Origin of the sequence: Mesorhizobium alhagi CCNWXJ12-2 (assembly GCF_000236565.1) — a bacterium.
GTDB lineage: Bacteria > Pseudomonadota > Alphaproteobacteria > Rhizobiales > Rhizobiaceae > Allomesorhizobium > Allomesorhizobium alhagi.
This window is the reverse complement of the sequence record NZ_AHAM01000045.1, coordinates 18,895-40,358: the sequence shown is the minus strand read 5'-3', so window position 1 is coordinate 40,358 and position 21,464 is coordinate 18,895. Positions and strand designations below refer to the sequence as shown.

The 21,464-nt window shown below is 64.0% G+C and carries 25 protein-coding genes and 1 riboswitch; of the genes, 13 read left to right on the top strand and 12 right to left on the bottom strand.

Annotation, left to right across the window (positions count from 1 at the left end; all coding sequences use genetic code 11):
- Positions 1 to 3: 3 nt before the first annotated feature.
- Together MAXJ12_RS06810 and MAXJ12_RS06805 are read left to right on the top strand one after the other, a co-directional pair.
- On the top strand, positions 4 to 2,487 hold the full coding sequence (locus tag MAXJ12_RS06810) for a TIGR02302 family protein (RefSeq protein WP_244421451.1): 2,484 nt from the start codon (positions 4 to 6) through the stop codon (positions 2,485 to 2,487).
- 82 nt (positions 2,488 to 2,569) lie between these two features.
- Positions 2,570 to 2,971 (top strand): glyoxalase superfamily protein, encoded by a 402-nt coding sequence (locus tag MAXJ12_RS06805; RefSeq protein ID WP_008835062.1) that lies wholly within the window; start codon positions 2,570 to 2,572, stop codon positions 2,969 to 2,971.
- 72 nt (positions 2,972 to 3,043) lie between these two features.
- On the opposite strand, the gene MAXJ12_RS06800 is transcribed toward MAXJ12_RS06805, so the two are convergent.
- The gene (locus MAXJ12_RS06800; protein WP_008835061.1) at positions 3,044 to 3,286 is read right to left on the bottom strand and encodes a hypothetical protein; all 243 of its coding nucleotides are present in this window, start codon (positions 3,284 to 3,286) and stop codon (positions 3,044 to 3,046) included.
- A 234-nt stretch (positions 3,287 to 3,520) separates the two neighbouring features.
- On the opposite strand from MAXJ12_RS06800, the gene MAXJ12_RS06795 reads away from it, so the two are divergent.
- Positions 3,521 to 3,787, top strand: coding sequence for a hypothetical protein (locus MAXJ12_RS06795; protein WP_008835060.1), 267 nt, complete (start codon positions 3,521 to 3,523; stop codon positions 3,785 to 3,787).
- A 33-nt stretch (positions 3,788 to 3,820) separates the two neighbouring features.
- Here the strand turns inward: MAXJ12_RS06795 and MAXJ12_RS06790 are convergent, their stop codons facing one another.
- Together MAXJ12_RS06790 and MAXJ12_RS06785 are read right to left on the bottom strand one after the other, a co-directional pair.
- Entirely contained in the window at positions 3,821 to 4,435 is a 615-nt protein-coding gene (locus MAXJ12_RS06790) for a glutathione S-transferase family protein (RefSeq protein ID WP_008835059.1), read from the bottom strand.
- A gap of 86 nt (positions 4,436 to 4,521) precedes the next feature.
- Complete coding sequence (locus tag MAXJ12_RS06785) at positions 4,522 to 5,394, bottom strand: LysR family transcriptional regulator (protein ID WP_008835058.1); 873 nt, start codon at positions 5,392 to 5,394, stop codon at positions 4,522 to 4,524.
- Positions 5,395 to 5,610: 216 nt separating this feature from the next.
- On the opposite strand from MAXJ12_RS06785, the gene MAXJ12_RS06780 reads away from it, so the two are divergent.
- On the top strand, positions 5,611 to 6,534 hold the full coding sequence (locus MAXJ12_RS06780) for a DMT family transporter (protein WP_008835057.1): 924 nt from the start codon (positions 5,611 to 5,613) through the stop codon (positions 6,532 to 6,534).
- 69 nt (positions 6,535 to 6,603) lie between these two features.
- On the top strand, positions 6,604 to 7,503 hold the full coding sequence (locus MAXJ12_RS06775) for a lipid kinase (RefSeq protein ID WP_008835056.1): 900 nt from the start codon (positions 6,604 to 6,606) through the stop codon (positions 7,501 to 7,503).
- 16 nt (positions 7,504 to 7,519) lie between these two features.
- On the opposite strand, the gene MAXJ12_RS06770 is transcribed toward MAXJ12_RS06775, so the two are convergent.
- A complete protein-coding gene (locus tag MAXJ12_RS06770) occupies positions 7,520 to 8,512 on the bottom strand; it encodes a DUF2125 domain-containing protein (protein WP_008835055.1) in 993 nt (330 codons plus the stop codon).
- A gap of 111 nt (positions 8,513 to 8,623) precedes the next feature.
- Here MAXJ12_RS06770 and MAXJ12_RS06765 point away from each other — a divergent pair, with 111 nt between their 5' ends.
- Together MAXJ12_RS06765 and MAXJ12_RS06760 are read left to right on the top strand one after the other, a co-directional pair.
- Positions 8,624 to 9,157, top strand: a complete 534-nt coding sequence (locus MAXJ12_RS06765; RefSeq protein WP_008835054.1) for a gamma-glutamylcyclotransferase — start codon at positions 8,624 to 8,626, stop codon at positions 9,155 to 9,157.
- Between the two features lie 199 nt (positions 9,158 to 9,356).
- The gene (locus MAXJ12_RS06760; protein ID WP_244421450.1) at positions 9,357 to 10,358 is read left to right on the top strand and encodes an endonuclease/exonuclease/phosphatase family protein; all 1,002 of its coding nucleotides are present in this window, start codon (positions 9,357 to 9,359) and stop codon (positions 10,356 to 10,358) included.
- A gap of 12 nt (positions 10,359 to 10,370) precedes the next feature.
- On the opposite strand, the gene MAXJ12_RS06755 is transcribed toward MAXJ12_RS06760, so the two are convergent.
- The 4 genes from MAXJ12_RS06755 to ftsE form a co-directional block, all read right to left on the bottom strand.
- Positions 10,371 to 11,180 (bottom strand): lysophospholipid acyltransferase family protein, encoded by an 810-nt coding sequence (locus MAXJ12_RS06755; protein ID WP_008835052.1) that lies wholly within the window; start codon positions 11,178 to 11,180, stop codon positions 10,371 to 10,373.
- Between the two features lie 65 nt (positions 11,181 to 11,245).
- A complete protein-coding gene (locus MAXJ12_RS06750) occupies positions 11,246 to 11,971 on the bottom strand; it encodes a YdcF family protein (protein ID WP_008835051.1) in 726 nt (241 codons plus the stop codon).
- Positions 11,972 to 12,040: 69 nt separating this feature from the next.
- Positions 12,041 to 13,030 (bottom strand): cell division protein FtsX, encoded by a 990-nt coding sequence (locus MAXJ12_RS06745; RefSeq protein ID WP_008835050.1) that lies wholly within the window; start codon positions 13,028 to 13,030, stop codon positions 12,041 to 12,043.
- Positions 13,023 to 13,682: a cell division ATP-binding protein FtsE gene (gene ftsE / locus MAXJ12_RS06740; RefSeq protein ID WP_008835049.1), complete on the bottom strand. Its 660-nt coding sequence runs from the start codon at positions 13,680 to 13,682 to the stop codon at positions 13,023 to 13,025. Before ftsE ends, MAXJ12_RS06745 begins: the two co-directional genes overlap by 8 nt.
- 186 nt (positions 13,683 to 13,868) lie before the next feature.
- On the opposite strand from ftsE, the gene MAXJ12_RS06735 reads away from it, so the two are divergent.
- Genes MAXJ12_RS06735 through MAXJ12_RS06725 form a run of 3 tightly spaced genes read left to right on the top strand, consistent with a single transcriptional unit; the run spans position 13,869 to position 15,685 of the window.
- Positions 13,869 to 14,489: a hypothetical protein gene (locus MAXJ12_RS06735; protein ID WP_008835048.1), complete on the top strand. Its 621-nt coding sequence runs from the start codon at positions 13,869 to 13,871 to the stop codon at positions 14,487 to 14,489.
- Positions 14,490 to 14,498: 9 nt separating this feature from the next.
- The gene (gene hpt, locus MAXJ12_RS06730; RefSeq protein WP_008835047.1) at positions 14,499 to 15,041 is read left to right on the top strand and encodes a hypoxanthine phosphoribosyltransferase; all 543 of its coding nucleotides are present in this window, start codon (positions 14,499 to 14,501) and stop codon (positions 15,039 to 15,041) included.
- Positions 15,042 to 15,046: 5 nt separating this feature from the next.
- Complete coding sequence (locus MAXJ12_RS06725; protein ID WP_008835046.1) at positions 15,047 to 15,685, top strand: glutathione S-transferase family protein; 639 nt, start codon at positions 15,047 to 15,049, stop codon at positions 15,683 to 15,685.
- A gap of 209 nt (positions 15,686 to 15,894) precedes the next feature.
- Here the strand turns inward: MAXJ12_RS06725 and MAXJ12_RS06720 are convergent, their stop codons facing one another.
- Together MAXJ12_RS06720 and hisC are read right to left on the bottom strand one after the other, a co-directional pair.
- Positions 15,895 to 16,848, bottom strand: a complete 954-nt coding sequence (locus tag MAXJ12_RS06720) for a prephenate/arogenate dehydrogenase family protein (protein WP_008835045.1) — start codon at positions 16,846 to 16,848, stop codon at positions 15,895 to 15,897.
- 6 nt (positions 16,849 to 16,854) lie between these two features.
- Entirely contained in the window at positions 16,855 to 17,958 is a 1,104-nt protein-coding gene (gene hisC, locus MAXJ12_RS06715; protein WP_008835044.1) for a histidinol-phosphate transaminase, read from the bottom strand.
- An 89-nt stretch (positions 17,959 to 18,047) separates the two neighbouring features.
- Positions 18,048 to 18,125, top strand: a riboswitch (SAM riboswitch).
- A 48-nt stretch (positions 18,126 to 18,173) separates the two neighbouring features.
- Between hisC and metA the strand changes: the two genes are divergently transcribed.
- The 3 genes from metA to MAXJ12_RS06700 all read left to right on the top strand — a co-directional run bounded on the left by metA (position 18,174) and on the right by MAXJ12_RS06700 (position 19,754).
- Entirely contained in the window at positions 18,174 to 19,112 is a 939-nt protein-coding gene (metA, locus tag MAXJ12_RS06710; RefSeq protein ID WP_008835043.1) for a homoserine O-acetyltransferase MetA, read from the top strand.
- 110 nt (positions 19,113 to 19,222) lie between these two features.
- Positions 19,223 to 19,486 (top strand): type II toxin-antitoxin system RelB/DinJ family antitoxin, encoded by a 264-nt coding sequence (locus MAXJ12_RS06705; RefSeq protein WP_008835042.1) that lies wholly within the window; start codon positions 19,223 to 19,225, stop codon positions 19,484 to 19,486.
- Entirely contained in the window at positions 19,473 to 19,754 is a 282-nt protein-coding gene (locus MAXJ12_RS06700) for a type II toxin-antitoxin system YafQ family toxin (RefSeq protein ID WP_008835041.1), read from the top strand. Before MAXJ12_RS06705 ends, MAXJ12_RS06700 begins: the two co-directional genes overlap by 14 nt.
- 43 nt (positions 19,755 to 19,797) lie before the next feature.
- On the opposite strand, the gene MAXJ12_RS06695 is transcribed toward MAXJ12_RS06700, so the two are convergent.
- Both MAXJ12_RS06695 and MAXJ12_RS06690 read right to left on the bottom strand, forming a co-directional pair.
- Positions 19,798 to 20,595 carry a DUF1194 domain-containing protein gene (locus MAXJ12_RS06695; protein WP_008835040.1) on the bottom strand — a complete coding sequence of 266 codons (798 nt, stop codon included), beginning with the start codon at positions 20,593 to 20,595 and terminating at the stop codon, positions 19,798 to 19,800.
- 53 nt (positions 20,596 to 20,648) lie between these two features.
- The gene (locus tag MAXJ12_RS06690; RefSeq protein ID WP_008835039.1) at positions 20,649 to 21,398 is read right to left on the bottom strand and encodes a class I SAM-dependent methyltransferase; all 750 of its coding nucleotides are present in this window, start codon (positions 21,396 to 21,398) and stop codon (positions 20,649 to 20,651) included.
- Positions 21,399 to 21,464 lie beyond the last annotated feature (66 nt).

The following is a 21,464-nucleotide window of genomic DNA, read 5'->3' as shown; positions in this document are numbered from 1 at the left end:
GGCTTGTTCGCCAGCCTCTCCTGGCTCGGCGTTTTCCGGATCATGCCCGACATCGCCCGTTTCGCGGTGCTGGCGCTGCTGGCGCTGGCGGCACTGGCCTCGCTCTATCCGCTGCGCTTCTTCAAAAAGCCGACGCCGGCCGAGATCGACCGGCGCATCGAGGCGGCCAATGAACTCCAGCATACGCCCGTTCTGGTGCAGACGGACCGGCTGAGTGGCAAGGAAACCAATTTCTCGCAGGCGCTGTGGCGCGAGCACCAGAAGCGCATGGCCGAGCGCCTCGGCGGGGTCGGCGGCGACCTGCCGCGCACCCGCGTGCCGGAGCGTGACCCGTGGGGCCTTCGCGCCGCGGCAGCCCTGCTGCTCTTCGTCGCTTTCGCTTTCTCGTTCGGACCCTTCGGCGGCAGCCTCGACGACGGTTTCAGGGCGCATGCGGCGCGCGAGACGATCCCGCCGCGCATCGACGCCTGGGTGACGCCGCCGCCCTATACCGGCAAGGCGCCGATCTTCCTGACCGCCGACGCCGACCGCGCCCAGGGCCCGGTGACGGTGCCGGAAGGCAGCGACCTGACCCTGCGTGTGACCGGCGGCCCTGGCGACGAGGCCCTGGTGTTCACCGACGCAGTTGGCAATATGCGCGAGATCGCGCCCGCTGGCGCGCCAGCCACCGGAACACCCGCCGCCGATGCGCCGAAGCCGGCGGCCGACGGCGTCAACGCCGGAGCGCGGCAGTTCGCGGCGAAGCTTGCCAGCGACGGCGTGCTGGCGCTGCGCTCGGGCGAGGATGAGCTCGAAAGCTGGGCTTTCACCGTGATACCGGATCAGGCGCCGGTGATCCGCTTCTCCGACGAGCCGAAGCGCGCTGTGAACGGCGCGTTCGAGCTCCATTACGAAATCGAGGACGATTACGGCGCGGCCTCGGCCAGAGCCGAGTTCGCGCTGACCGAAAAACCCGCCGAAGGCGCGCGGCCGCTCTACAAGGCGCCGGAAATGCCGCTGGCCATTCCGCGCCGCGGCAGCGTCGCCGGCAAGGCGAACCGCGATCTGACCGAGCATGTCTGGGCCGGTTCGGGCGTGGAGCTGACGCTGAAGGCGGTCGACCATGCCGGCCAGGAGGCGACCAGCGAGACCAAGACGATTGCGCTGCCGGAGCGGCCTTTCTCCAACCCGCTCGCCAGGGCGGTCGTGGAATGGCGCAAGATCATGTCGCTGGACGCCAACCGTGTGCCCCATGTGATCGAGCTTATCGATGCGGTCACGCTGCGGCCGGAAGACACGTTCGAAAACCTGTCGCACTATCTCGGCATCATGACCGGCCGCACCAAGCTCGAAATGGCGTCGACCGACGACCAGTTGCGCGAGGTTGCCGACTATCTCTGGCAGATGGCGCTGCAGATCGAGGACGGCGACCTCTCGGCGGCCGAGAAGCGGCTGCGCCAGGCGCAGGAAGCGCTCAAGCAGGCGCTGGAGGACGGCGCCAGCGACGAGGAAATCGACAAGCTGATGAAGGAACTGCGCGAGGCGATGAACGAATTCCTGCGCGAATTCGCCGAGCGCGCTGCGCGCGACCCGAACCTCGCAATGCCGGAAATGCAGCCGGGTCAGGAACTTCGCCAGAGCGATCTCGAACGGATGATGGACCAGATCGAGAATCTGGCGAAATCCGGCAACCGCGAGCAGGCCAAGGACCTTCTGGCGCAGCTTCAGGACATGATGAACAATCTGCAAGCCGGCCGCCAGCAACAGCAGCAGGGACAGAACGGCCAGCAGAGCGAGATGCGCCAGCAGATGGACAAGCTGGGCGAGATCATGCGCCGCCAGCAGGAGATGATGAACGAGACCTTCCGCATGGACCAGATGCAGCGCGGCCAGCAGCAGCGCGGGCAGAATGGCGAACAGGGCCAACAAGGTCAGCAAGGCCAACAAGGCCAGCAAGGCCAGCAGGGGCAGGGACAGCAGCCCGGCGGCCAGCAGCCTGGCATGACGCCCGAGGAATTCGCCGAGGCGCTGAAGCAACTCCAGGAAGGCCAGGGCCAGTTGCAGGGCGATCTTGAAGGCCTGATGAAGGGTCTCGAAGGCATGGGCATCCAGCCCGGCGAAGGATTTGGCGAGGCCGGCGAGGCGATGGGCGAGGCCGAAGGCGCGCTCGGCGAAGGCGAGGGCGAACGCGCGGTCGGCGAGCAGGGCCGTGCGCTGGAGGCGCTGCGCAGAGGCGCCCAGGACATGATGCAGCAGATGCAGCAGGCGATGCAGGGCGACCAGGGCGAAGGCCAGGAAGGTGGCCGCCAGCAGAACGCCGATCGCGACCCGCTCGGCCGCCCGCGCGCCACCACCGGCCCGGATTTCGGCAATTCGGTCGAGGTGCCCGACGAGATCGACGTGCAGCGCGCCCGCCAGATCCTCGAAGCCATCCGCAAGCGGCTCGGCAATGCACTATCGCCGGCGCTGGAGAAGGAATATCTTGAGCGGCTGCTGGAGCTGAATTGAATTCAGTGTGGGGCCTGCCTGCAAATGGCGACTCGATCTGACCTGAACCCCGACCGGCAGTCACAATCCAGGATCATCGCCCATGCCCACCCTCGGCGCGGTCACGCCCATCCTGCGTATCTTCGATATCGCCAAGGCGCACGAATTCTATGTCGGCTTCCTCGGCTTCGAGGTTGAGTGGGAGCACCGCTTCGGGGAGAACTCGCCGCTCTACATGGAAGTCGCGCGCGACGGTTGCGCGCTGCATCTGAGCGAGCATTATGGCGACGCCTCGCCGGGCTCGGCCGTTCGCATCCGCGTCCAGGACATCGCCGGCCTGCATCGCGAATTGCGGGCCAGCGACTATCGCTTCGCCAAGCCCGGCCTGGAGGAGACGCCGTGGAAGACGCGCGAAGTGTCGGTCACCGATCCGTTCGGCAACCGGCTGCACTTCTTCGAGGAGACGGCGGAATACCAGCGCCGGCCGAAGCCGAAAGCTGGTTGATTCATCCGGATAAGCCCGCACGCCGAAACCGGCTCGGCTCATGGCCTGATGGCGCTATCCCGGTTCTCGGAACTATGCCGGTTCGGGACCGTCGCCCGGATCAATGCCGGTGGTCGGCACCACGCCGAAATCCTGGGATTTGACACCCGTTCCGGCGGTGATGAACCCATCAGCCGTGAGGCCGCGGCGCAGCAACTCTCGTACCGCCGCCGCCCTGCTCGGCATACGTTTCTCGAACCGCCAGTTTTCCAGAGCCTCGAGTTCCTCGGCATTCAACATGATCTGCAAGCGCTCGGCTCGCTCAAGCTGTGACATGTCCCATCCTCAAATCAAGACAAAGCCATAGAGTTAGTAACTTAGGTATCCGGCGTCTTTTTAGCAAGAAGCTACTTGGGGGGCGAAAGTGCGAAATTTGCGTCAAGCGGCGATAGCAGGTTTGGCGCTCATGCCCTCAATGTATTTGATTGCTAACTATTTGTTTTTATTAAATAATTTTTTACGCATCCTTGATTTGGCGGAAGTATGGGCGCATGCTCTGGAAAGCAGCTTATGAATGGTGAAGCCATGAAGACGACATTCTCCAACCGATTGAACGAGGATATTGTCCGGACTCTGGAGTTTGCGATCCGCGACTTCGGAATTGCCAACATTTCCGTTCTGGCCGAGCAAATCCGAAAGCGGAACGAGGTGGAAAACGTCGCCCTGGAGGACATTGTCGAGAAACTGGCGGAGCGCGCGATACTGAGGGGCGCCGCTATCGAATTCGACAGCGCGAGCTTGGAATATTACGAGGATCGTCCGCGCGCATTGTCGTAAGCAGGGCCGACAGAGTCCGCAGGCGCATGCCTGTCATGCACTACCGCCCATCGCCGCCGCGTCCTTCGCCATGAAGCGCTGGAAGGCCGGGCGGGCCGTGACGCGGCCGAGATAATCGTCGAAAACCTGTTTCTTCGGCAGCACGCCAAGAATATGGGTGGCGAAGTGGATGCCGCTGCCGAGTTGCGTATCGGCGGCGGTGAATTTTTCGCCGGCGATGTAGGGCCGTTCGGCGAGCGTCTTTTCCAGATTGCGAACCATGTCGTCGAAGGCGCCGAACGAGAAATTGTTGGCAACATATTCCCAGCCCTGCGCCCGCGCGGCCACGCACGGATCGAACACGGAATCGCAATAGACAAGCCAGGTCAAAAAGGTCGCGCGGTTGTCGTCGCCGACCGCCGGCGCCAGCCCGGCCTCCGGGAATTTTTCGGTGAGATAGAGACAGATCGCGGCGCGCTCGGTGACGACCGTGCCGTCATCGACGATTGCCGGCACCTTCTTGTTGGGCTGGATCTCGCGGTAGCCCTCCGGCACACCGCCCGGCGCGCGTATGTCCACCGGCTCGATCTCGAAGGGCTGGCCCAACTCCTCCAGAAGCCAGTGGACGCTGGACGAGCGGGACCAGGGCGCATGGTAGAATTTGATCATCGTCATCTCCTTGCAAGCAGCTCGACAATCTAGGCATAGCAGGCGCCTCCTGACAGCTCTCTGTCAGGAGCGGTGTCGGGAGGAACTTATACGATGGCCACCACCTGCGACGAAAACGCCTCGCGGATCGCGTCGGCCATGCCGTCTATTGCCTCGCTGCGCGCGCCGGCCGCGCGGTGGAGCACGACGTTGGAGGAATCGATGTCACCAAACCCGTCGGCGGTGGTCAGTTCGCGGCAATCGGCGGGAATGTTGCTGCGCGACAACGGCGCCACGGCCAGGCCGGATGCGACGGCAAGCTTCAGCCCGCCGGTGGTGTCGCTGGTATAGGCGATGCGGTAGGCAAGGCCGCTCTGCTCCAGCGATTTAATGGCGAAATCCTTGCACCAGCCGGCGCGGCTGTAGAGCGCCACCGGCAATGGCGTCTCCTCATGCGCGGAATGCAGCGTCGAGGTGACCCATACAGTCGGGTCGCGCATCAGGACCTCACCCTCCGAATAGTCCTGCCATTCGAACACGACAGCGAGGTCGAGTTCGCCATTGGCGAGCGCGACCATCTGGCTGGCCGAATGGGCGTATTTGACCGTGATCTCGACCTTCGAATGCCGCCTCGAAAAGGCCCCGAGCGCCTTGGCGAGGATCGAATAGCTGTACTCCTCCGGAATGCCGATCCGCACCGGCCCGTCGAGCGGCGCAGTATGGAGCGACGCCGCCGTCTCATCGAGGAGGGCCACGATGCGGCGCGCATTGGCGATCAACTCACTGCCCTTGCGGGTGAGGAGCACGCCGCGCGGACCGCGCTCGAAAAGCGCTGCCCCGACGGTCTCCTCGAGCCGTTTGATCTGCATGGAAACCGCGGACTGCGTGCGCCTGACCTGGTCGGCGGCGCGCGTGAAATTGCCCGTCTCGGCAACGGCCACGAATGTTCGCAAAAGATCGCTGTCGAGATGAATGCCCATGCCCGCGCATCATAAGGAATGCTGATGACAGGCATCATTCCTATTCGTTGGCAACATGTCAATCGACGAGCGATAGTCGCCTTTCCTCACTCAAGCCCGCTGCCGAAACCGGCCGCGGGTTCTTTTTGGCCGGTCGTAGCTGGTGGCGCCACAAAAGTGTCTCCGGCAACGGGGGCGGGGCAATATTTCGTCCAACACGCTCGTCGGCAGGGATCAATGCAGAACCGCACTACCCTCGGCATCGTCAGCCTCTGCTTCGGGGTTCTGGTGTTCTCACTGCAGGACCCGCTGATCAAGGCGGTTTCGGGCGCCTATCCCCTCACCCAGGTGATGGCGATCCGGTCGATCGTCGCGTTGCCGATCCTGCTTGCGGTCGTGCACATGGATGTCGGGCTTGGTGCGCTGTTTTCGCGGCGCTTCCTCCTGTTGACCCTGCGGGCGACGATCCTGTTTTCCTCCTACACCGCCTACTACCTGGCCGTAGCCGCCCTGCCGCTCGCAGAAGCGATTGCGCTGTATTTCATGGCCCCTCTGTTCATCATGGCGATGGCAGGTCCCTATCTCGGCGAGCGTGTCTCCCGGCAGACGCTGGCCACCGTGCTGGTCGGCCTGGCCGGGGTGCTGGTGATGCTGCGGCCCGGCGCGGGCCTGTTCGACTGGGCGGCGCTGCTGTCGCTTGCTTCGGCGGCTCTCTACGCCCTTTCGCAACTGATGGCGCGTAAGCTCGGCGATACGGAATCCTCGACGGTCATGACATTCTACCAGAACGCAGTCTATCTGGTCGGCGCAACGCTCGCGGCGGGCCTTTTCGCCTCCGCCGGGATAGAGAACGCCGCCCATCCAAGCCTGCAGTTTCTCGTGCGGCCCTGGGTTTGGCCGGCGACGGGCGATCTCCTGATGATGGGCGCGTGCGGCTTTGTCGCGCCGGTCGGGATGATCCTGCTCAGCCAGGCCTACCGGCTGGCACCGGCCAACAGCGTCGCAACGTTCGAATATACCGGCATATTGTGGACGCCGCTTTGGGGCATTCTGTTCTTCGCCGAAATACCGCGGGAAACGACAGTCGTCGGCGCGGCGCTCATCATCGGTGCGGGCCTGTTCGCGCTGAACGCCCGGCCCGCATCCCGGGTCGCGGCGTAGGCGCGCACTTTTTTCAGCCGCATCTCACCCCTATCTACCGTCGTCCACAACCAGTCACGGCGGAATCCCTTGAAAAAACCCAAAGCCCCGAAGAAGGCTCTGCTCATCGTCAATCCGCGCGCCCGGCGCGGCACAGGCTCGATCGCCTCGGCGGTGAAGGTGCTGGAAGAGCGCCGCATCGCGGTGACCGAGGTCAAGGTCGGCGAGGACGAGACCATCGCCGGCCTGATCAGGGCGCACAAAGCCGAATGCGATTTCGTCATCATCGGCGGCGGCGACGGCACGCTCAACGCGGCAGCACCAGGACTGGTCGACACCGGGCTGCCGCTCGGCGTTCTCCCGCTCGGCACGGCGAACGATTTCGCCCGCACGGTCGGCATTCCGGCCGATCCGGTGAAGGCCGCGGAGCTGATCGCCACCGCAGAGCCGCGGCCGATGGATCTCGGCGAGGTCAACGGGCATTTCTTCTTCAACGTCGCCAGCATCGGCTTCAGCGCGGAACTGGCGAGCGACCTGACCGAGCACGCCAAGAAGCGCTGGGGCAAGCTCGGCTACGCCATCGCGGCGGCGCGCATACTGGCGCGGTCTCGGCTGTTCACCGCCCATCTCGACCATGACGGCACCACCGAACGGCTCCGCACCATGCAGATCTCCGTCGGCAATGGCCGGCACTATGGCGGCGGCATGACCGTGGAGGAAACCGCCACCGCCGACGATGGCAAGCTCGATTTCTACAGCCTCGAAGTCGACCATTGGTGGCGGCTTCTGGCGCTGCTGCCGAGCCTGAGAAAGGGCACGCATGGCCGCTGGAACGATGTGCGGGCCTTCCAGACCACCGAGGTGACGATCCGCACCAGCCGCCGCCGCGCCGTCAACACCGATGGCGAGCTCAGCACCTACACCCCGGCGCATTTCCGCATCAGGCCGAAGGCGATTTCGGTGTTCGCACCGAAGGGACCGCCGACGTAAGGCGGTATGCGCACTCCTAGCGGGCCGGCAGCGGCGGAATCTGGCCGAGGGGGATGAAGCCGAGCGAGGCCTTGCCCTTGGCGATCCTCAGCGGCAGCGACGGCGCGTTGCCGAGCATCGCCAGCCCGGAAAAGGCCTGCTCGATCTGATCGCGTTTTTCGGGAACCGCCTCGCCGAGAACCGCCGACAACCCCTTCGGGTCGCGGATGGTAATGTTCAGATTGGCGTCGATCAGGCCGGCATCGTCGACCGAAAACGGCCCGCTCAGCGTCACGCCGGTCTCCTCCCCTGTGGACAGAGCCAGTTCGCGGATCGTGCCCGACTGTCCGCGCAGATCCTTCACCCTTTCGCCGAGCAGCCGGACACCGTCATTGATGGTGATGTCGGACTGGCCCGACAGCGGCGGCACCTTGCGGCCGTCGAGCAGGCTCGCATCGAGCGCCAGGCCGCTGAAGCTGCCGGCAAGGTCGAGATTCTGCTCGTTGGGCCGCATATGCGCCTGGAAGGCTTCGGCGGCAAGCAACGGCGCGCCATTGGCCGTCGCAGCCTTCAACTGCACCCCCTCCAGCGACAGCCTTTGCGGCAATGGCGTCGAGAGCCGGGCGCTGGCGCGCAGATTGTCCCAATCGAGCGCGAAGACGCCGGCCTTCGCGCTGTCGATGCTTGCCGGGCCGTCAAGTTCAGCGACGAGCCGCATCGGATCGTAGATCTGGCCGGCCGAGCGGAAGCTTCCCGCCGACAGGCTGATACCCTGCGCTGCGTCCGAGAATGCGACGCTGTCGCAGTAGAGGCCGATGCGGAACGGATAGCCGCGCGCGGTCGGGTTGGCGCAGTCGGCTTCAACGCCGCCGCCGTTGAGCGCGGCGATCGAGGCCTTCGCCTCCGCCTCCAGCCTGCCGGCGAGCCAGAACCAGCCGAGGCTGTAGCCGCCGAAAAGCACGACGATGAACACGCCGAGCCAGAAGAAGCGGCGGCTGTAATTGGGCTTTTTCCTGTCGGATGACGGCATGCTGTGGCTCTATCCTTTGTCTCGGCGTGTTCGGGAATCCCGTTCCCACGCTTCGTAATCATGCGTTACGTATGGCCGAACGGATGCTTCGGTCGGAGTTGGCTTGGCGATATGGGCGATTTTTGGGTTTTTGGCTATGGCTCGCTGATCTGGCGTCCCGGTTTCGCTCATATCGAGACGCAACGCGCCCGGCTTTTCGGCTTCCGCCGCTCGCTCTGCGTGCGCTCCTTCGTGCATCGCGGCACGCCCGATCGCCCCGGCCTTGTGCTCGGGCTGGACCGCGGCGGCTCCTGCGTCGGCCTCGCTTTCCGGGTGCCGGGCGAATTGCGCGGCGAGGTTCTGGACTATCTGCGCGAGCGCGAACTGGTCACCAGTGTCTATCTCGAACGCACCCTGCCGGTGCGGCTGGCGAGCGGCGATATCGCGCAGGCTGTGACCTACATCGTCGACCGCGCTCACGCGCAATATGCCGGCAATCTCGATGAGGAGCACGCCGCCTCGATCGTGTCGGGTTCGGTCGGCCAGTCGGGACCGAACGAGGATTATGTGATGAACACGCTCCAGCACCTCGAGGCGCTGGGCATCAGGGATCACTGGCTGGAGGCGGTGGGGGCCAGGCTGGCTGTCGATCCGGACAGGACCTGATCTCAGCATAAGATTTAGAAGAATACCTTCTTGAACCTGCGAACCATGAAGCTGCGTTGTTAAATCGTATTTCCGATGTTACTATACACGCCTGTCACAAACTTCGAATATAGTTGTGAAGTCGCAAGCGGGGAAGAATATGAACCTTAAGCGGCTAACTGTCGGAACCTTCAATCTTTACAACCTCAACGAACCGAGCATGCCTGTCTACACGGACAGGAACGGCTGGTCGCAGGCCGAATACGACCTGAAGATCGACTGGACGATGCGCGTAATCCGCATGCTTCGGCCCGACATATTCGGGTTTCAGGAATTGTGGCACGCGTCTTCGATCAACCGGGCGGTGGAGGCTTCCGGCCTCGCCGGCGAATACGACGTTGTTGCGCCGCCGGGCGCGACCGGGGAGCGCATCGTCTGCGCCGCAATCGTGCGCAAGGGATTGATGAGCAGCGACCCCGACTGGATCGTCAATTTCCCCGACAAGTTCGTCCTGCAAAGCTCGGGAGACGATCCGCAGACTCCGGAGATCCGCGTCGACATCGACAGCTTTTCGCGGCCCGTGCTCCATTTTACGATCAAGCCGCGTGAAGCGCTCGATGACGTGCATGTCTATGTCTGTCATTTCAAGTCGAAAGCGCCGACGAAAGTATTCCGTGAGAGTTGGTTCAGGGCCGACGAAGCCACTTACAAGAAGCACGTGACTGGCCTGGGTTCGGCGATCTCCACCATTCGAAGAACCGCGGAGGCGGCGGCGCTGCGCTTCATGCTGTCCGAACAGATGAAAGGCACCGGCACGCCGGTCATCGTGCTCGGGGACATCAATGACGGCCAGCACAGCAACACGGCCAACATACTGACGGAGCAGCCGCGATATCTCGTCGGCGATTCGGTCGGCGGCGGCGACATCAGCCTCTACACCGCCCAGACCCTCCAGGAGTACCGCAACACGAGGGACGTATATTACACGCACATCCACCAGGACGTCATGGAGTCGCTCGACCACATTCTGGTCAGCGAGGAATTTTACGACAACAGCAGAAAACGTGTCTGGATGTTCGATGGGATGACCGTCAACAACGATCATCTGAACTTCGACAATCACAAGGAAACCGGCACCAACGACCACGGGATCATCTGCGCCACGTTCAAGTACAAGCCGATCAAGGCAGAGGCGAGAGCGATTGTCGAAGGGGATGTTTAGATTGAAGCCAGCTTAGTGGGCGGTTGACTGCTCGCTGATCCCCACTCCCAGCTCCCTCAACCGCTTCACCGCCGTCGGCGGCATGGGCGGCGGGTTCTCCGAATGCGCCGCCTCGATCAGGAACTGGTCGCAGGCGGCTTCGGTCTCGGCAACCAGCCGCCGCATGAATTCATCCTTTTCGAGACCGGGCGGGATCGGCGGCAGGAACCGCGCCTTGATCGTGCCGGGATAGCGCAGGAACTTGCGGCGCGGCCAATAGAGGCCCGCGACATGCGCGACGGGCACCACAGGTACGTCAAGTTGCGCGTAGAGCTCGACGATGCCCCATTTGTAGGCCGGTTCGTCGCCCGGCGCGCGGCGCGTGCCTTCCGGATAGATGATGAGCTGTCGGCTGTTCCTCGCAAGTTCCGCCCGGGTTGCGGCGATCACCGCCTTCAACGCCTTCGATCGGCTCCCCCTGTCGACCGGGATCATCCGCATCTTCATGATGTACCAGCCGAAAAAGGGGATCCAGGTCAGTTCCCGCTTCAATATGTAGAGCGCGTCTGGGATGTGCGGCAGGAAGGCGATCGTATCCCAGAACGACTGGTGTTTCGGCGCCAGTATGTACGAGCCTTCCGGCAGGTTTTCGAGGCCGGTGATCTCGCTCTTCGTGCCGGCGATCTTCTCCTGCAGCCACAGGCTCGACTTCGCCCAGAATTTCGGCACGTACCAGGCGCGATGGCGCGGCGACAGGAAGTAGTAGGGCGTCCAGAAGATCATCTGGAGGATCAGGCTGAGATAGAAGGCGATATTGAAAGCCAGCGAGCGGATTTGCAGCATGAAAGGGCCTGATCGAGGGACGCGCCCGCTGGTTACACCAAGTGCCGGGAAAAGGAAAATGCGTCTCAGCGGGGACCAAAACCGGCCGACGAGGCGGTGGCGATGTCTTCGCTGCCCGTGCGCACCGGCACGACGCCGCGCGCCAGCGCCACGAGATATTTGTTGTATTCGGTGAACAGCACCCGGAGCGCGCCCGGCTTGGTTACCCAGCCGCCATTGTCCAGCCTGGTGTTGACGACCGGATAGGGCTGCAGCTCGGCGTCGCCGATATACCGGCCCATTTCCAGAAGGCTGCGCGGCATATGGTAGTTGTTGGTGACCAGAATGACGCTGCCGTAATGGTGGCTGCGCACCCATTTGGCGCTCTCTTCGGCGTTGCCGATCGTGTCCAGCGCGGCATGGTCGATGTCGACGCAACAGGAGAACAGTGCCCTGTCCGCTCCGGTCGCGGCTCGGAGTTCGTCGCGGTCGGCAACCGGGTTGACGCCGCTGATCAACAGCCGCTCGCCCTTGCCGGATTTCAGCAGCTCGAGGCCGGCGTCGATTCGAGCCTGTCCGCCGGTGAGCACGATGATCGCGTCGGCTCTGGGCAGGTCCTCGGGCGTGGCCATACCGCTTATGTGGCTGGCAAACAGGCCGAAGCCCGCGGCGAACAGGACAGCCGCCCCCGCGAGCGAAAATGCGGCAATGCGAAGGAGAGAAACGAGGCGGAGCTTTTTTGGGCCATCACGCCCCTTGCCGCCGTTTCCGGCGGCGGCAGTCGCATCGGTCGAGTTCGGCCCGTTCACCATATGATGGTTAACTCCGAATCACCGTCTTGAACAGTGCCATCGCACGTCGTGCACCGGTTCTGCACATGGTCAGCCTCCATCCGGGCGGCCGACATCTATGTCGCTTAAATAGGTCACGACCGTAAAATGCGAAGTCGCGGCCGTCAGCGCGCCGACCACCGCCACCACCAGCGCCACGCCGGCATAGCCGGTGACGCCTATGGCGAAATTGCCGAACAGCGCCGTCGCCTGGTCGGCTTCGGGCGTGGCAAGGTTCATCGACGACCACCAGGAAAACACGATGAACACGACGACGGCCGCCAGGCCGCCCACGGCCGCGCCCTTCATGCCGGTGAGCAGGAAGTGGTGCCGGAATTCGGTGGCGATGAAGCGCGCCTCGGCGCCGACGAAATGCAGCACCTCGATGATGTGGCCGTTGCCGGCCATGGCGCCGCGCGTGGCGAACACCACGGACAGCACAGTTGCAGACAGCATCAGCACCAGCACAGCCACGCCGAGCGTGACGGTGGTTCGCGCCATGGCGACCAGCCGGTCAACCCAGGTGCGGTGGTCGTCGAGCATGGCGCTCGGGACTTCCGCGGCGAGCATGGCCCGCATGGACGCGAAGTCGGGCGGGCTGTCCTCGTCTATGGTCACGATGACCAGCCGCGGCACCGGCAGTTCGTCGATGTTGAGCCCGGCGCCGAGCCAGGGTTCGAGCAGCCGCGCCGTCGCCGCGCGGTCGACGATGCGGGCGGCGCGCACGCCGGCGAACTCGCTGGCAATGCGCTGGGCTGCGGCGAGTGCGGCCTCCATGTCGAGCCCCTCCGAGGGCTTGATCTGGATCGTCGCCTCGCGCGCGATCTGATTTTCCCACATCGACGCCGTGTCGCGCACCAGCGTGACCGCGCCGAGCGTCAGGCAGGACAGGAAGGTCATGATGGCGATGACGGAGATCAGCGCCCGTCCGGCGATGTTCTGTGACGGCACGATGGGCGCCATCTTGCGCTGGGCGCGCTCGCTGGCCGGCTTCGCCTCGTCGGCGCCCTGCCCGTCATGCTGCTCGGCCAGTTCAGTCATAGATGTCGAGCCTCCCGCCGGACAGGATCATGCGGCGCGCATCGACCTGTTCCATCAGGCCGAGATCGTGGGTGGCGATCACCACGGCCGTGCCGAGCCGGTTGAGCTCGATGAACAGCCGCAGCAATCGACGCGCCAGCGGCGGATCGACATTGCCCGTCGGCTCGTCGGCAAGCAGGATCTCGGGCTGCTCGATAAGCGCCCGGGCGATAGCCGCGCGCTGCTTCTCGCCGCCCGATAGCACCGGCGGCAGCACATGCATGCGCTCGCCGAGGCCTACCCATTTCAGCAGCTCGATCACGTCGGTGCGGTAGCTCGCTTCCTCGCGTCCGCGCACGCGCAGCGGCAGCGCAACATTCTCGTAGGTGGTCATATGGTCGAGCAGGCGGAAATCCTGGAACACCACGCCGATGCGCCGGCGCAGCATCGGCAGTTCATGCCTGGTGATGCGCGAGCGGTCCTTGCCGAAGACATTTATCAGCCCACGCGTGGGCTTGAGCGACAGGAACAGAAGCCGCAGAAGCGTCGTCTTGCCGGCTCCCGAAGGTCCGCTCAGGAACTGGAACGAGCGCTGCGGGATGTGGAAGGAGATGTCGCGGAGAATCTCCGGACCCATTCCGTAACGCAGGCCGACATTCTCGAAGCGAATCAACTCATGAACCCTGGATGCTTGGGGCGCCGAATGCGGGCTGCCTGTCTCGATCGACCATCGGTCCGCATGGTTAACCGGCGGTTAATTTTCTGCGGTTTTGGCCCCATATCCGCCCGGCGGCAGCGAAGCGTTAACCAATTCCGTTTACCTCCGCAACAGGGGACGATCGAAGGCTGGCCGGCATCCATGGCAGACCAACGCACCGCACGCCCGGTTTCCGGCGAAATCATGGCCGGCAGGGCGGCGCATGCCCTGCCGTCGGGCGCCGTTACGGCGTTCGACGACATAATCGACGCCGACTACGAGATCGTCTCGCCGCCCGAACGCGACCCCGACCGCTCCAGATTTCCCGCCGTCCCCACGCCGTCTGCGGGCGGCATGGCGATGCTGCGCCGCGCCGGTGGCGACATCGCCACGGGTCCGGTGCGCGGCGGGCCGATATTCTGGATTTTTGGCATGGCCGCCGTCGCCGCTGCCTTCTGGGTCTCCGGCGGTCACGCTCTGATCCACCATGCGGCGCCGAAGCCAGCCGCCGCACTGACGATTTCAGGCGTTTCGTCGCGCATCAAGACCGCCGGCGAAAAGAGGTTCCTGCATGTCGACGGCCATGCCGCCAATGATGGCGAAGGGACTGCGGCGCTGCCGCCGCTCGAAATCCGCATCGCCTCCAATGACGGTCGCGTGACCAGCTACAAACTGGGGACATACGCACGCCAAATGAGGCCCGGCGAACGTTTCGCCTTTTCGAGCAGGCTCGACGTGCCTAAAAGCGGGGTGAAGACCGTTTCGGTCACATTCGGCGAGTAGGAACTGATCATGCCAATCGTTCGCGGCAAGGAAATCGAGGTGCTGTTCTCCGCCTCGACAATCGCGCGGCGCAATCTCGAACTCGCCAAGGAGATCGCCGCCCACGACTACACCGACCTTCTGGTCATCTCGGTGCTGAAGGGCTCGTTCATCTTCGCCGCCGACCTGATCCGCGCCATGCACGATGTCGGCCTGTCGCCCGAGGTCGAGTTCATCTTCATTTCCAGCTACGGCACGGGCACGACCAGCGGCGAGGTCCGCGTGCTCCGCGACATCGACAACGAGGTCAAGGGCCGCGACGTGCTCCTGATCGACGACATCCTCGAATCCGGCAAGACGCTTTCCTTCACCCGCGATCTGATGCTTTCCCGCGGCGCCAAAAGCTGTTCCATCGCCGTGCTGCTCGACAAGCGCATGCGCCGCCAGACCACGCTCAACGCCGACTATGTCGGCTTCGACTGCCCGGATTATTTCGTCGTCGGCTACGGCATGGACGTCGCCCACGCCTTCCGCGAACTGCCCTTCGTCGGGGTGGTCAAGGGCGACGCCTGAGCGGCATGGCGGTCACGCTCCACGGCTACAGCTACAGCGTTTATCTGCGCATCGCCCGGATGACGATGCTGGAAAAGGGCGTCGCCTGGAGCCATGTCGAGATCGATCCCTTCGCCGACGAAATCCCGGCGGATTATCTCGCTCTCAATCCGTTCGGGCGCGTGCCGACGCTCGACCATGACGGCTTCGTACTCTACGAAACCACAGCCAACACCCGATACATCGACGACGCTTTTGACGGACCGAGCCTTCAGCCCGAAGCGCCGCGCGAAAGGGCGCGGATGAACCAGATCATCGCCATAGCCGATTCCTACGGCTACTGGCCGATGGTGCGGCAGGTGTTTTCGCAGCGCGTCTTCAACGCGCAGCGCAGAACGCCCGACGAGGCGGTGATCGCCGAAGGCTTGACGCGCTCCCGCAAGGTGCTGGCCGCGCTGGAATCGATCGCCGGTGGCGGCGATTTCCTGGTCGGCGACCGGCTGACCCTCGCCGACGTTCATCTCGGCGCGATGACCGCGTATTTCACGGTTGCCGATGAAGGAGCCGCTGCTCTCGGCGATTACCCGAAGCTCAGCGCCTGGTGGGTGGCGTTCAGGAACGGGAAATCACTGGCCGAAACCGACCCGGGACTGCCGGACGATTGAATCCGCCCCGGGATTTGTCGTGCACCAGGGTGTTCTGGCTAAATAGAAGCTGCCCCTCACCCTTACCCTCTCCCCGTAAAGGACGGGGAGAGGGTGGCGTCAGCGTTGCGACCGTCCTCTCCTCTCCCCGTTCTTACGGGGAGAGGATGCCGGCAGGCAGGTGAGGGGCAGCGCAAACTGAGCCGAGGATGCCTGGTGCCCGCGAAAACTCACGATTTCGGCTGGGCCGCGAGCACATCCGGATGCTCGATCGCCTGGCGGCCGAAATCGGGCACGTCGATATCCTGGCCCGCCTCGATGATCGAGCGGCGCACGGCGCGGGTGCGGGTGAACATGTCGAACAGCTTTTCGCCGTCGCCCCAGCGTATGGCGCGCTGCAAAGAGGCGAGGTCCTCCGAAAATCGCGCCAGCATTTCGAGGATCGCGTCCTTGTTGTGCAGGCAGACGTCGCGCCACATGGTCGGATCGGAGGCAGCAAGGCGGGTGAAGTCGCGAAAGCCGGACGCCGAGTATTTGATCACCTCGGTCTTGGTGACAGCTTCGAGGTCGTCTGCCGTGCCGACGATGTTGTAGGCAATGATGTGCGGCAGGTGCGAGACGATGGCCAGCACCATGTCGTGGTGCTCGGGGTCCATCGTGTCGATGTCTGAACCGCAGCGCCTCCAGAATTCGGACAGTTTTTCGAGCGCCGCGGCATCGGTGCCCGGCAGCGGCGTGAAGATGCACCAGCGATTCTCGAACAGGTCGGCAAAGCCCGCGTCCGGCCCGGATTTTTCCGTGCCGGCCAGCGGGTGGCCGGGAATGAAATGCACATTCGCCGGCATATGCGGCTCGATCTGCGCGATCACCGAACGCTTGGTCGAGCCGACATCGGTGACGATGGCGCCGGCTTTCAACGCCGGCGCAATCTGCGCGGCGACCTCGCCTGACGAGCCGACCGGCACGGAGATGATGACGAGGTCGGCATCTTTCACCGCTTCCGCCGCGTCGGTCGAGTAGCTATCGCCGAGGCCGAGTTCCTCCGCCCGATCGAGCGTGGCGGCGCTGCGTGTCGAGATTGCGATATGGCCGGCCAGTTTCTCGCGGCGGATCACCCGCGCCAGAGACGAGCCGATCAGGCCGATGCCCACAAGGGCGATCTTTTCAAATATGGGTCCGGACATTTTCGTTCAGCTTTTCAGGAATTCGGCGAGTGCGGCGACCACGCCGCGATTGGCCTCTTCGGTGCCGACGGTCATGCGCAACGCATCGGGCAAACCATAGGCCGCGACCCGGCGCAGAATATAGCCGCGCGCCGTCAGATAGTCGTCGGCAGCGGCCGCCGAGTGCTTCTCGTCCGCCGGGAAGTGGATGAGGACGAAATTGCCGACGCTGGGCGTGACGCGCAGGCCGAGTTTCGGCAATTCCTCGCTGAGCCAGCCAAGCCACTTTTCATTGTGAGCGACGGTGCGCTCGACATGGGCGCGGTCGCGCATCGCGGCAGCGCCCGCCTCGATCGCCACGGCATTGACGTTGAACGGTCCGCGCATGCGGTTCAGCGCATCGACGACATGGGCCGGCGCATATGCCCAGCCGACACGCACGCCGCCGAGGCCGTGGATCTTCGAGAAAGTGCGGGTCATCACCACGTTCTGCGACGAGGAGACCAGCTCTATGCCGGATTCATAGTCGTTGCGGCGGACATATTCGGCATAGGCCGCGTCAAGCACCAGCAGCACGTGCTTGGGCAGGCCGGCATGCAGCCGCCGCACTTCCTCGAACGGGATGTAGGTGCCCGTCGGATTGTTGGGATTGGCCAGGAAGACGACCTTCGTTTTGGGCGTCACGGCCGCCAGGATCGCGTCGACATCGGCGGTCTCGTTCGTCTCCTTCACGACCACCGGCACCGCGCCGGCCGCCTGGATATAGATGCGATAGACCAGGAAGCCGTGCTCGGTGAACACGCCCTCGTCGCCCGGCTGTAGATAGCTCTGGGCGAGCAGGCCGATGATCTCGTCCGACCCGTTGGAGCAGACGATGTTCGCCGGGTTCAGCCCATGCGCCTCAGCGATCGCTTCGCGCAGCCTGGTGGCGGAGCCGTCCGGATAGAATTCAAGCCGGCTGGCAACGTCGCGCGCGGCCTCGATGGCGGCAGGCGAAGCGCCGAGCGGGTTTTCGTTCGACGACAGCTTGTGCACCTTGGCGACGCCGGCGGGTGCAGCGCTCTTGCCCGGCACGTAGGCGGCGATGTCCATGACGCCTGGCTTGGGCTGCGGTCGCTGCTGATCGGTCATCGGATGTTTCCGTCGAATGGAGCCGTTGGGGCCGACTGCCTCTAGCAAAGCTTTCCCGTTGACGCAAAGGGCCACGCGCCGTAAAAGCCATCCTACGTCGTGGTGATTTGGCCGGTCGGCTTGCAGCCACGTTAAAGAAATTGCTAAAGGGCCGCGAACAAGTCCGGAACCGGCCGCGATTTCGCTGCCGGTTTTTTTGTTTTGGAGCTTGTACAATGCCGATCAAGATTCACGATCAGCTCCCCGCACACGGAATACTCGTCCGCGAGGGCGTATCCGTCATGGATGAGCGGACGGCGCTGCGTCAGGACATACGCCCGCTGCAGATCGGGCTCCTGAACCTCATGCCCAACAAGATCCGCACGGAGACCCAAATCGCGAGACTGATCGGCGCCTCGCCGCTTCAGGTGGAACTGACGCTGGTGCGTATTGGCAATCACAGGGCCAAGAACACGTCCGAGGACCATCTCATTACCTTCTACCAGACCTGGGAAGAGGTGGCGGAGCGCAAGTTTGACGGCTTCATCGTCACCGGTGCGCCGGTGGAACTGTTGCCCTTCGAAGAGGTCACTTATTGGGAGGAACTGACGCGCATCTTCGAGTGGACGACCTCGCATGTCCACTCTTCCTTCTTCATCTGCTGGGGGGCGATGGCCGCTGCGCGGCATTTCCACGGTGTCCCGAAACACACGCTCGAGAAAAAAGCCTTCGGCGTCTTCCGGCACCGCAACAACGCTCCCGCCTCGCCGTACCTTGCCGGCTTCTCGGACGACTTCGCCATTCCCGTCTCGCGTTGGACGGAGGTGCGCGCCGCCGACATTCCCGTCGGCTCGGGGTTGGAAATGCTCATGGATTCGGACGAAACCGGACCCTGTCTGCTCGCCGAAGCGACCGGCAACCGACTCTATATGTTCAACCACATCGAATACGACTCCACCTCGCTCAAGGAGGAATATGACCGCGACATAGCCGCCGGCGTGCCGATCGAAGTGCCGCACGAATACTACCCCGATGACGATCCTGCCCGCCCGCCGCTCAACCGCTGGCGCTCTCACGCCCATCTGCTCTTCGGCAACTGGATCAATCAGGTCTATCAGACCACGGCATACGACCTCGAGAAGATCGGCGAAGCCCCGCAACCCGTCATGTCGTGAACGGTCTCCTAGCCACCACCATCAGCAGACTGTTATTTCCGCTGCGGCTGTAGGCGCACTTGAAGCTAGGCTTGGCGTGGGCTACATTGTAGCCCAACAGGAGAATTATCATGCCGGCAAACGCGGTAGTTCGCGCCCGTATCGACGAGCGGGTCAAGGAAGAGGCCACCGCCATTCTCGGCGCGGCCGGGCTGACCGTGTCTGACGCCGTACGCATGATGCTGGTGCGGACGGTCGCCGAGAAAGCCTTGCCTTTCGATCCGCTGGTTCCCAATGCAGAGACAATCGAAGCGATGAAAGCCGCGCGGCGCGGCGATCTCGTCACTGTCGGCAAAGTGGAGGATCTGCTGGCGGATCTCCATGCGGACGATTAGGCGCACCACGCGTTTCAAACGGGACTACAAACGCGAGGCGAAAGGGCGGCATCGACAACAGCTGGATAAGGACCTGCTGGCGATCATAACCCTTCTGGCTACGGATGTCCCGCTGGCTGAAAAATATCGCGATCATGCGTTGACGGGGACATGGAGCGATCACCGAGATTGCCATATCCGGCCCGACCTCGTTCTCATCTACCGCGTGCCAGACGCCGAAACTCTTGAACTGGTAAGATTGGGCTCGCATAGCGAACTCAGCCTGTAAGCAGCGGCAGAAATTGCATTCTGCGGGCGAATTATCTCAAACCTTACCTGTCCAGTTCCGGATAAAACCGGTCCGATAGCCGCTGCCTCGTGCGCTCGCCGATCAGGCAGTCGACCGGGGCATTCGCCTGCGCCGGAATGACCTGCGGATCGGGCGAGGCGCCGCTTACTTCCAGGATGAGCTTCCGGCGGATGGCCGTCGCGAATTCCGCAGTCGTGCGGATCGGCAGGACAAACGAGCCCGGGCCACCGGTCACACATTCGGCGTAATAGCTGTCGATCGCCGGGAAGATCGGCGATGGCCGGATCAGGATCGGCAGGCCGTTCACGACGATGCCGCTGCTGACCGCCGCGTCGCGCGCCTGTTCCACCGGACCGCCGAAATTATTGGGACCGTCGCCCGAAATGTCGATCACGAGCCGCGCGCCGTCGAAGCCGTTCGTCTCGATCGACGATGTGCCGAAATCCAGGGCCGCGGAGATCGACGTGCCCCTGAACACGCCCGCCGGTAGGGCCTCGAGCATCTCGGCGAAGGCCCGCGCGCTGTCGGCGCTGTCGATCACCTGCCAGGGCACAATGGATCGCCGGCGGACGGTCCCCGCCCATTCGAAATAGCTGAGAGCGATGCGGCCGTTCGGACCCGAGAGCACGGCGCGGATGAAGCCGGGATGGCGAAGCGCCGCTGCGTAACCGGCGCGCTGGATGGCGAACTCTTCCGGGTCCATCGATTCCGACACGTCCACGGCCAGCACCAGTTCCAGGTCGACCGGAATGGCGTCGGCGTGGGCCGGGAGCGGCCATTGGCAAGCGAGCCAAAGAAGCAAGGTCAGCGCCGCTTTCATGGCCGAGACGATAGAGCGTACCGGCCGCCATGCACAGGCCCGGCCGCGGCCCGTCAGAGCGCCGGCGGCACCCTGGCGGTCTGGGCCCCCTGAGGCGTGAGCACCGGCACGAAGACACGACGCGAGGCGCGCTTGGCGACAGGCAGGCCCTGATAGAGCCGCTTCTGCGCCTCGACCACGATGACGCCGGAAAAGATTGGCCAGCAGCGCCGGCCGGTGCGTTCGAGGAGGCTATGGAAGCGCAGCACCCAGCGCCGTTTCGAAGGCGGGAAGAGCAGCGCCTCCGACCATGCCGACGGGGTGAAATTCGCCTCGCGCAGCAGCGCGTTGAGCTGGGCGCGCGAGAAAGGCCGGCCGGTGCCGAAGGGCGTGTGCTCGAAGCGCGCCCAGATGCCGCGGCGGTTTGGCGCCACGATGACGACCCGGCCGGCCGGCGCCAGCACGCGCCAGATCTCCTTCAATGTCTCGCGCGGGTTTTCGGCATGTTCGAGCGAATGGACCAGCAGCATCCGGTCGACGGAGGAATCGACCAGCGGCAGTTCCTCGTCGAAGACCAGCGCCGTCGCCGAAGGCCCATTGGCGGGCCAGACGACCGCTCCCTGCGTCGCGGGCATGAAGGCGAAGACGCGCTCTGCATCGGCGCCGAAGCGGTCGAGCCACGGCAGCGTGTAGCCGAGCCCGACCAGGCGCTCGTCGGGAAGCCTGGCCCATATCGAGGCAAGCGCCATCGCGATCGACCGCTCGGCGATGCGGCCGAGCGTGGTTGCGTAGAAGGAGCGCAGATCGACGATGTCCGAATTCATGGGCAGCGACGGTATCCGCGATGCCCGCCGAGTTCAACAAAGGCTACGACAGGGGTGACACCGGCC

Excerpts from the sequence above, each read along its gene's own strand:
- hpt (WP_008835047.1), top strand. The coding sequence starts at position 14,499 with ATGCCAATCGTTCGCGGCAAGGAAATCGAGGTGCTGTTCTCCGCCTCG.
- MAXJ12_RS06770 (WP_008835055.1), bottom strand. The coding sequence starts at position 8,512 with ATGCCGTCATCCGACAGGAAAAAGCCCAATTACAGCCGCCGCTTCTTC.
- MAXJ12_RS06705 (WP_008835042.1), top strand. The coding sequence starts at position 19,223 with ATGCCGGCAAACGCGGTAGTTCGCGCCCGTATCGACGAGCGGGTCAAG.
- MAXJ12_RS06695 (WP_008835040.1), bottom strand. The coding sequence starts at position 20,595 with ATGAAAGCGGCGCTGACCTTGCTTCTTTGGCTCGCTTGCCAATGGCCG.
- MAXJ12_RS06690 (WP_008835039.1), bottom strand. The coding sequence starts at position 21,398 with ATGAATTCGGACATCGTCGATCTGCGCTCCTTCTACGCAACCACGCTC.
- MAXJ12_RS06805 (WP_008835062.1), top strand. The coding sequence starts at position 2,570 with ATGCCCACCCTCGGCGCGGTCACGCCCATCCTGCGTATCTTCGATATC.
- MAXJ12_RS06785 (WP_008835058.1), bottom strand. The coding sequence starts at position 5,394 with ATGGGCATTCATCTCGACAGCGATCTTTTGCGAACATTCGTGGCCGTT.
- MAXJ12_RS06795 (WP_008835060.1), top strand. The coding sequence starts at position 3,521 with ATGAATGGTGAAGCCATGAAGACGACATTCTCCAACCGATTGAACGAG.
- MAXJ12_RS06790 (WP_008835059.1), bottom strand. The coding sequence starts at position 4,435 with ATGATCAAATTCTACCATGCGCCCTGGTCCCGCTCGTCCAGCGTCCAC.
- MAXJ12_RS06720 (WP_008835045.1), bottom strand. The coding sequence starts at position 16,848 with ATGTCCGGACCCATATTTGAAAAGATCGCCCTTGTGGGCATCGGCCTG.
- MAXJ12_RS06800 (WP_008835061.1), bottom strand. The coding sequence starts at position 3,286 with ATGTCACAGCTTGAGCGAGCCGAGCGCTTGCAGATCATGTTGAATGCC.
- MAXJ12_RS06755 (WP_008835052.1), bottom strand. The coding sequence starts at position 11,180 with ATGCTGCAAATCCGCTCGCTGGCTTTCAATATCGCCTTCTATCTCAGC.
- hisC (WP_008835044.1), bottom strand. The coding sequence starts at position 17,958 with ATGACCGATCAGCAGCGACCGCAGCCCAAGCCAGGCGTCATGGACATC.
- MAXJ12_RS06735 (WP_008835048.1), top strand. The coding sequence starts at position 13,869 with ATGGCAGACCAACGCACCGCACGCCCGGTTTCCGGCGAAATCATGGCC.
- MAXJ12_RS06745 (WP_008835050.1), bottom strand. The coding sequence starts at position 13,030 with ATGACTGAACTGGCCGAGCAGCATGACGGGCAGGGCGCCGACGAGGCG.
- MAXJ12_RS06760 (WP_244421450.1), top strand. The coding sequence starts at position 9,357 with ATGCCTGTCTACACGGACAGGAACGGCTGGTCGCAGGCCGAATACGAC.
- MAXJ12_RS06750 (WP_008835051.1), bottom strand. The coding sequence starts at position 11,971 with ATGGTGAACGGGCCGAACTCGACCGATGCGACTGCCGCCGCCGGAAAC.
- MAXJ12_RS06700 (WP_008835041.1), top strand. The coding sequence starts at position 19,473 with ATGCGGACGATTAGGCGCACCACGCGTTTCAAACGGGACTACAAACGC.
- MAXJ12_RS06725 (WP_008835046.1), top strand. The coding sequence starts at position 15,047 with ATGGCGGTCACGCTCCACGGCTACAGCTACAGCGTTTATCTGCGCATC.
- metA (WP_008835043.1), top strand. The coding sequence starts at position 18,174 with ATGCCGATCAAGATTCACGATCAGCTCCCCGCACACGGAATACTCGTC.
- MAXJ12_RS06780 (WP_008835057.1), top strand. The coding sequence starts at position 5,611 with ATGCAGAACCGCACTACCCTCGGCATCGTCAGCCTCTGCTTCGGGGTT.
- MAXJ12_RS06765 (WP_008835054.1), top strand. The coding sequence starts at position 8,624 with ATGGGCGATTTTTGGGTTTTTGGCTATGGCTCGCTGATCTGGCGTCCC.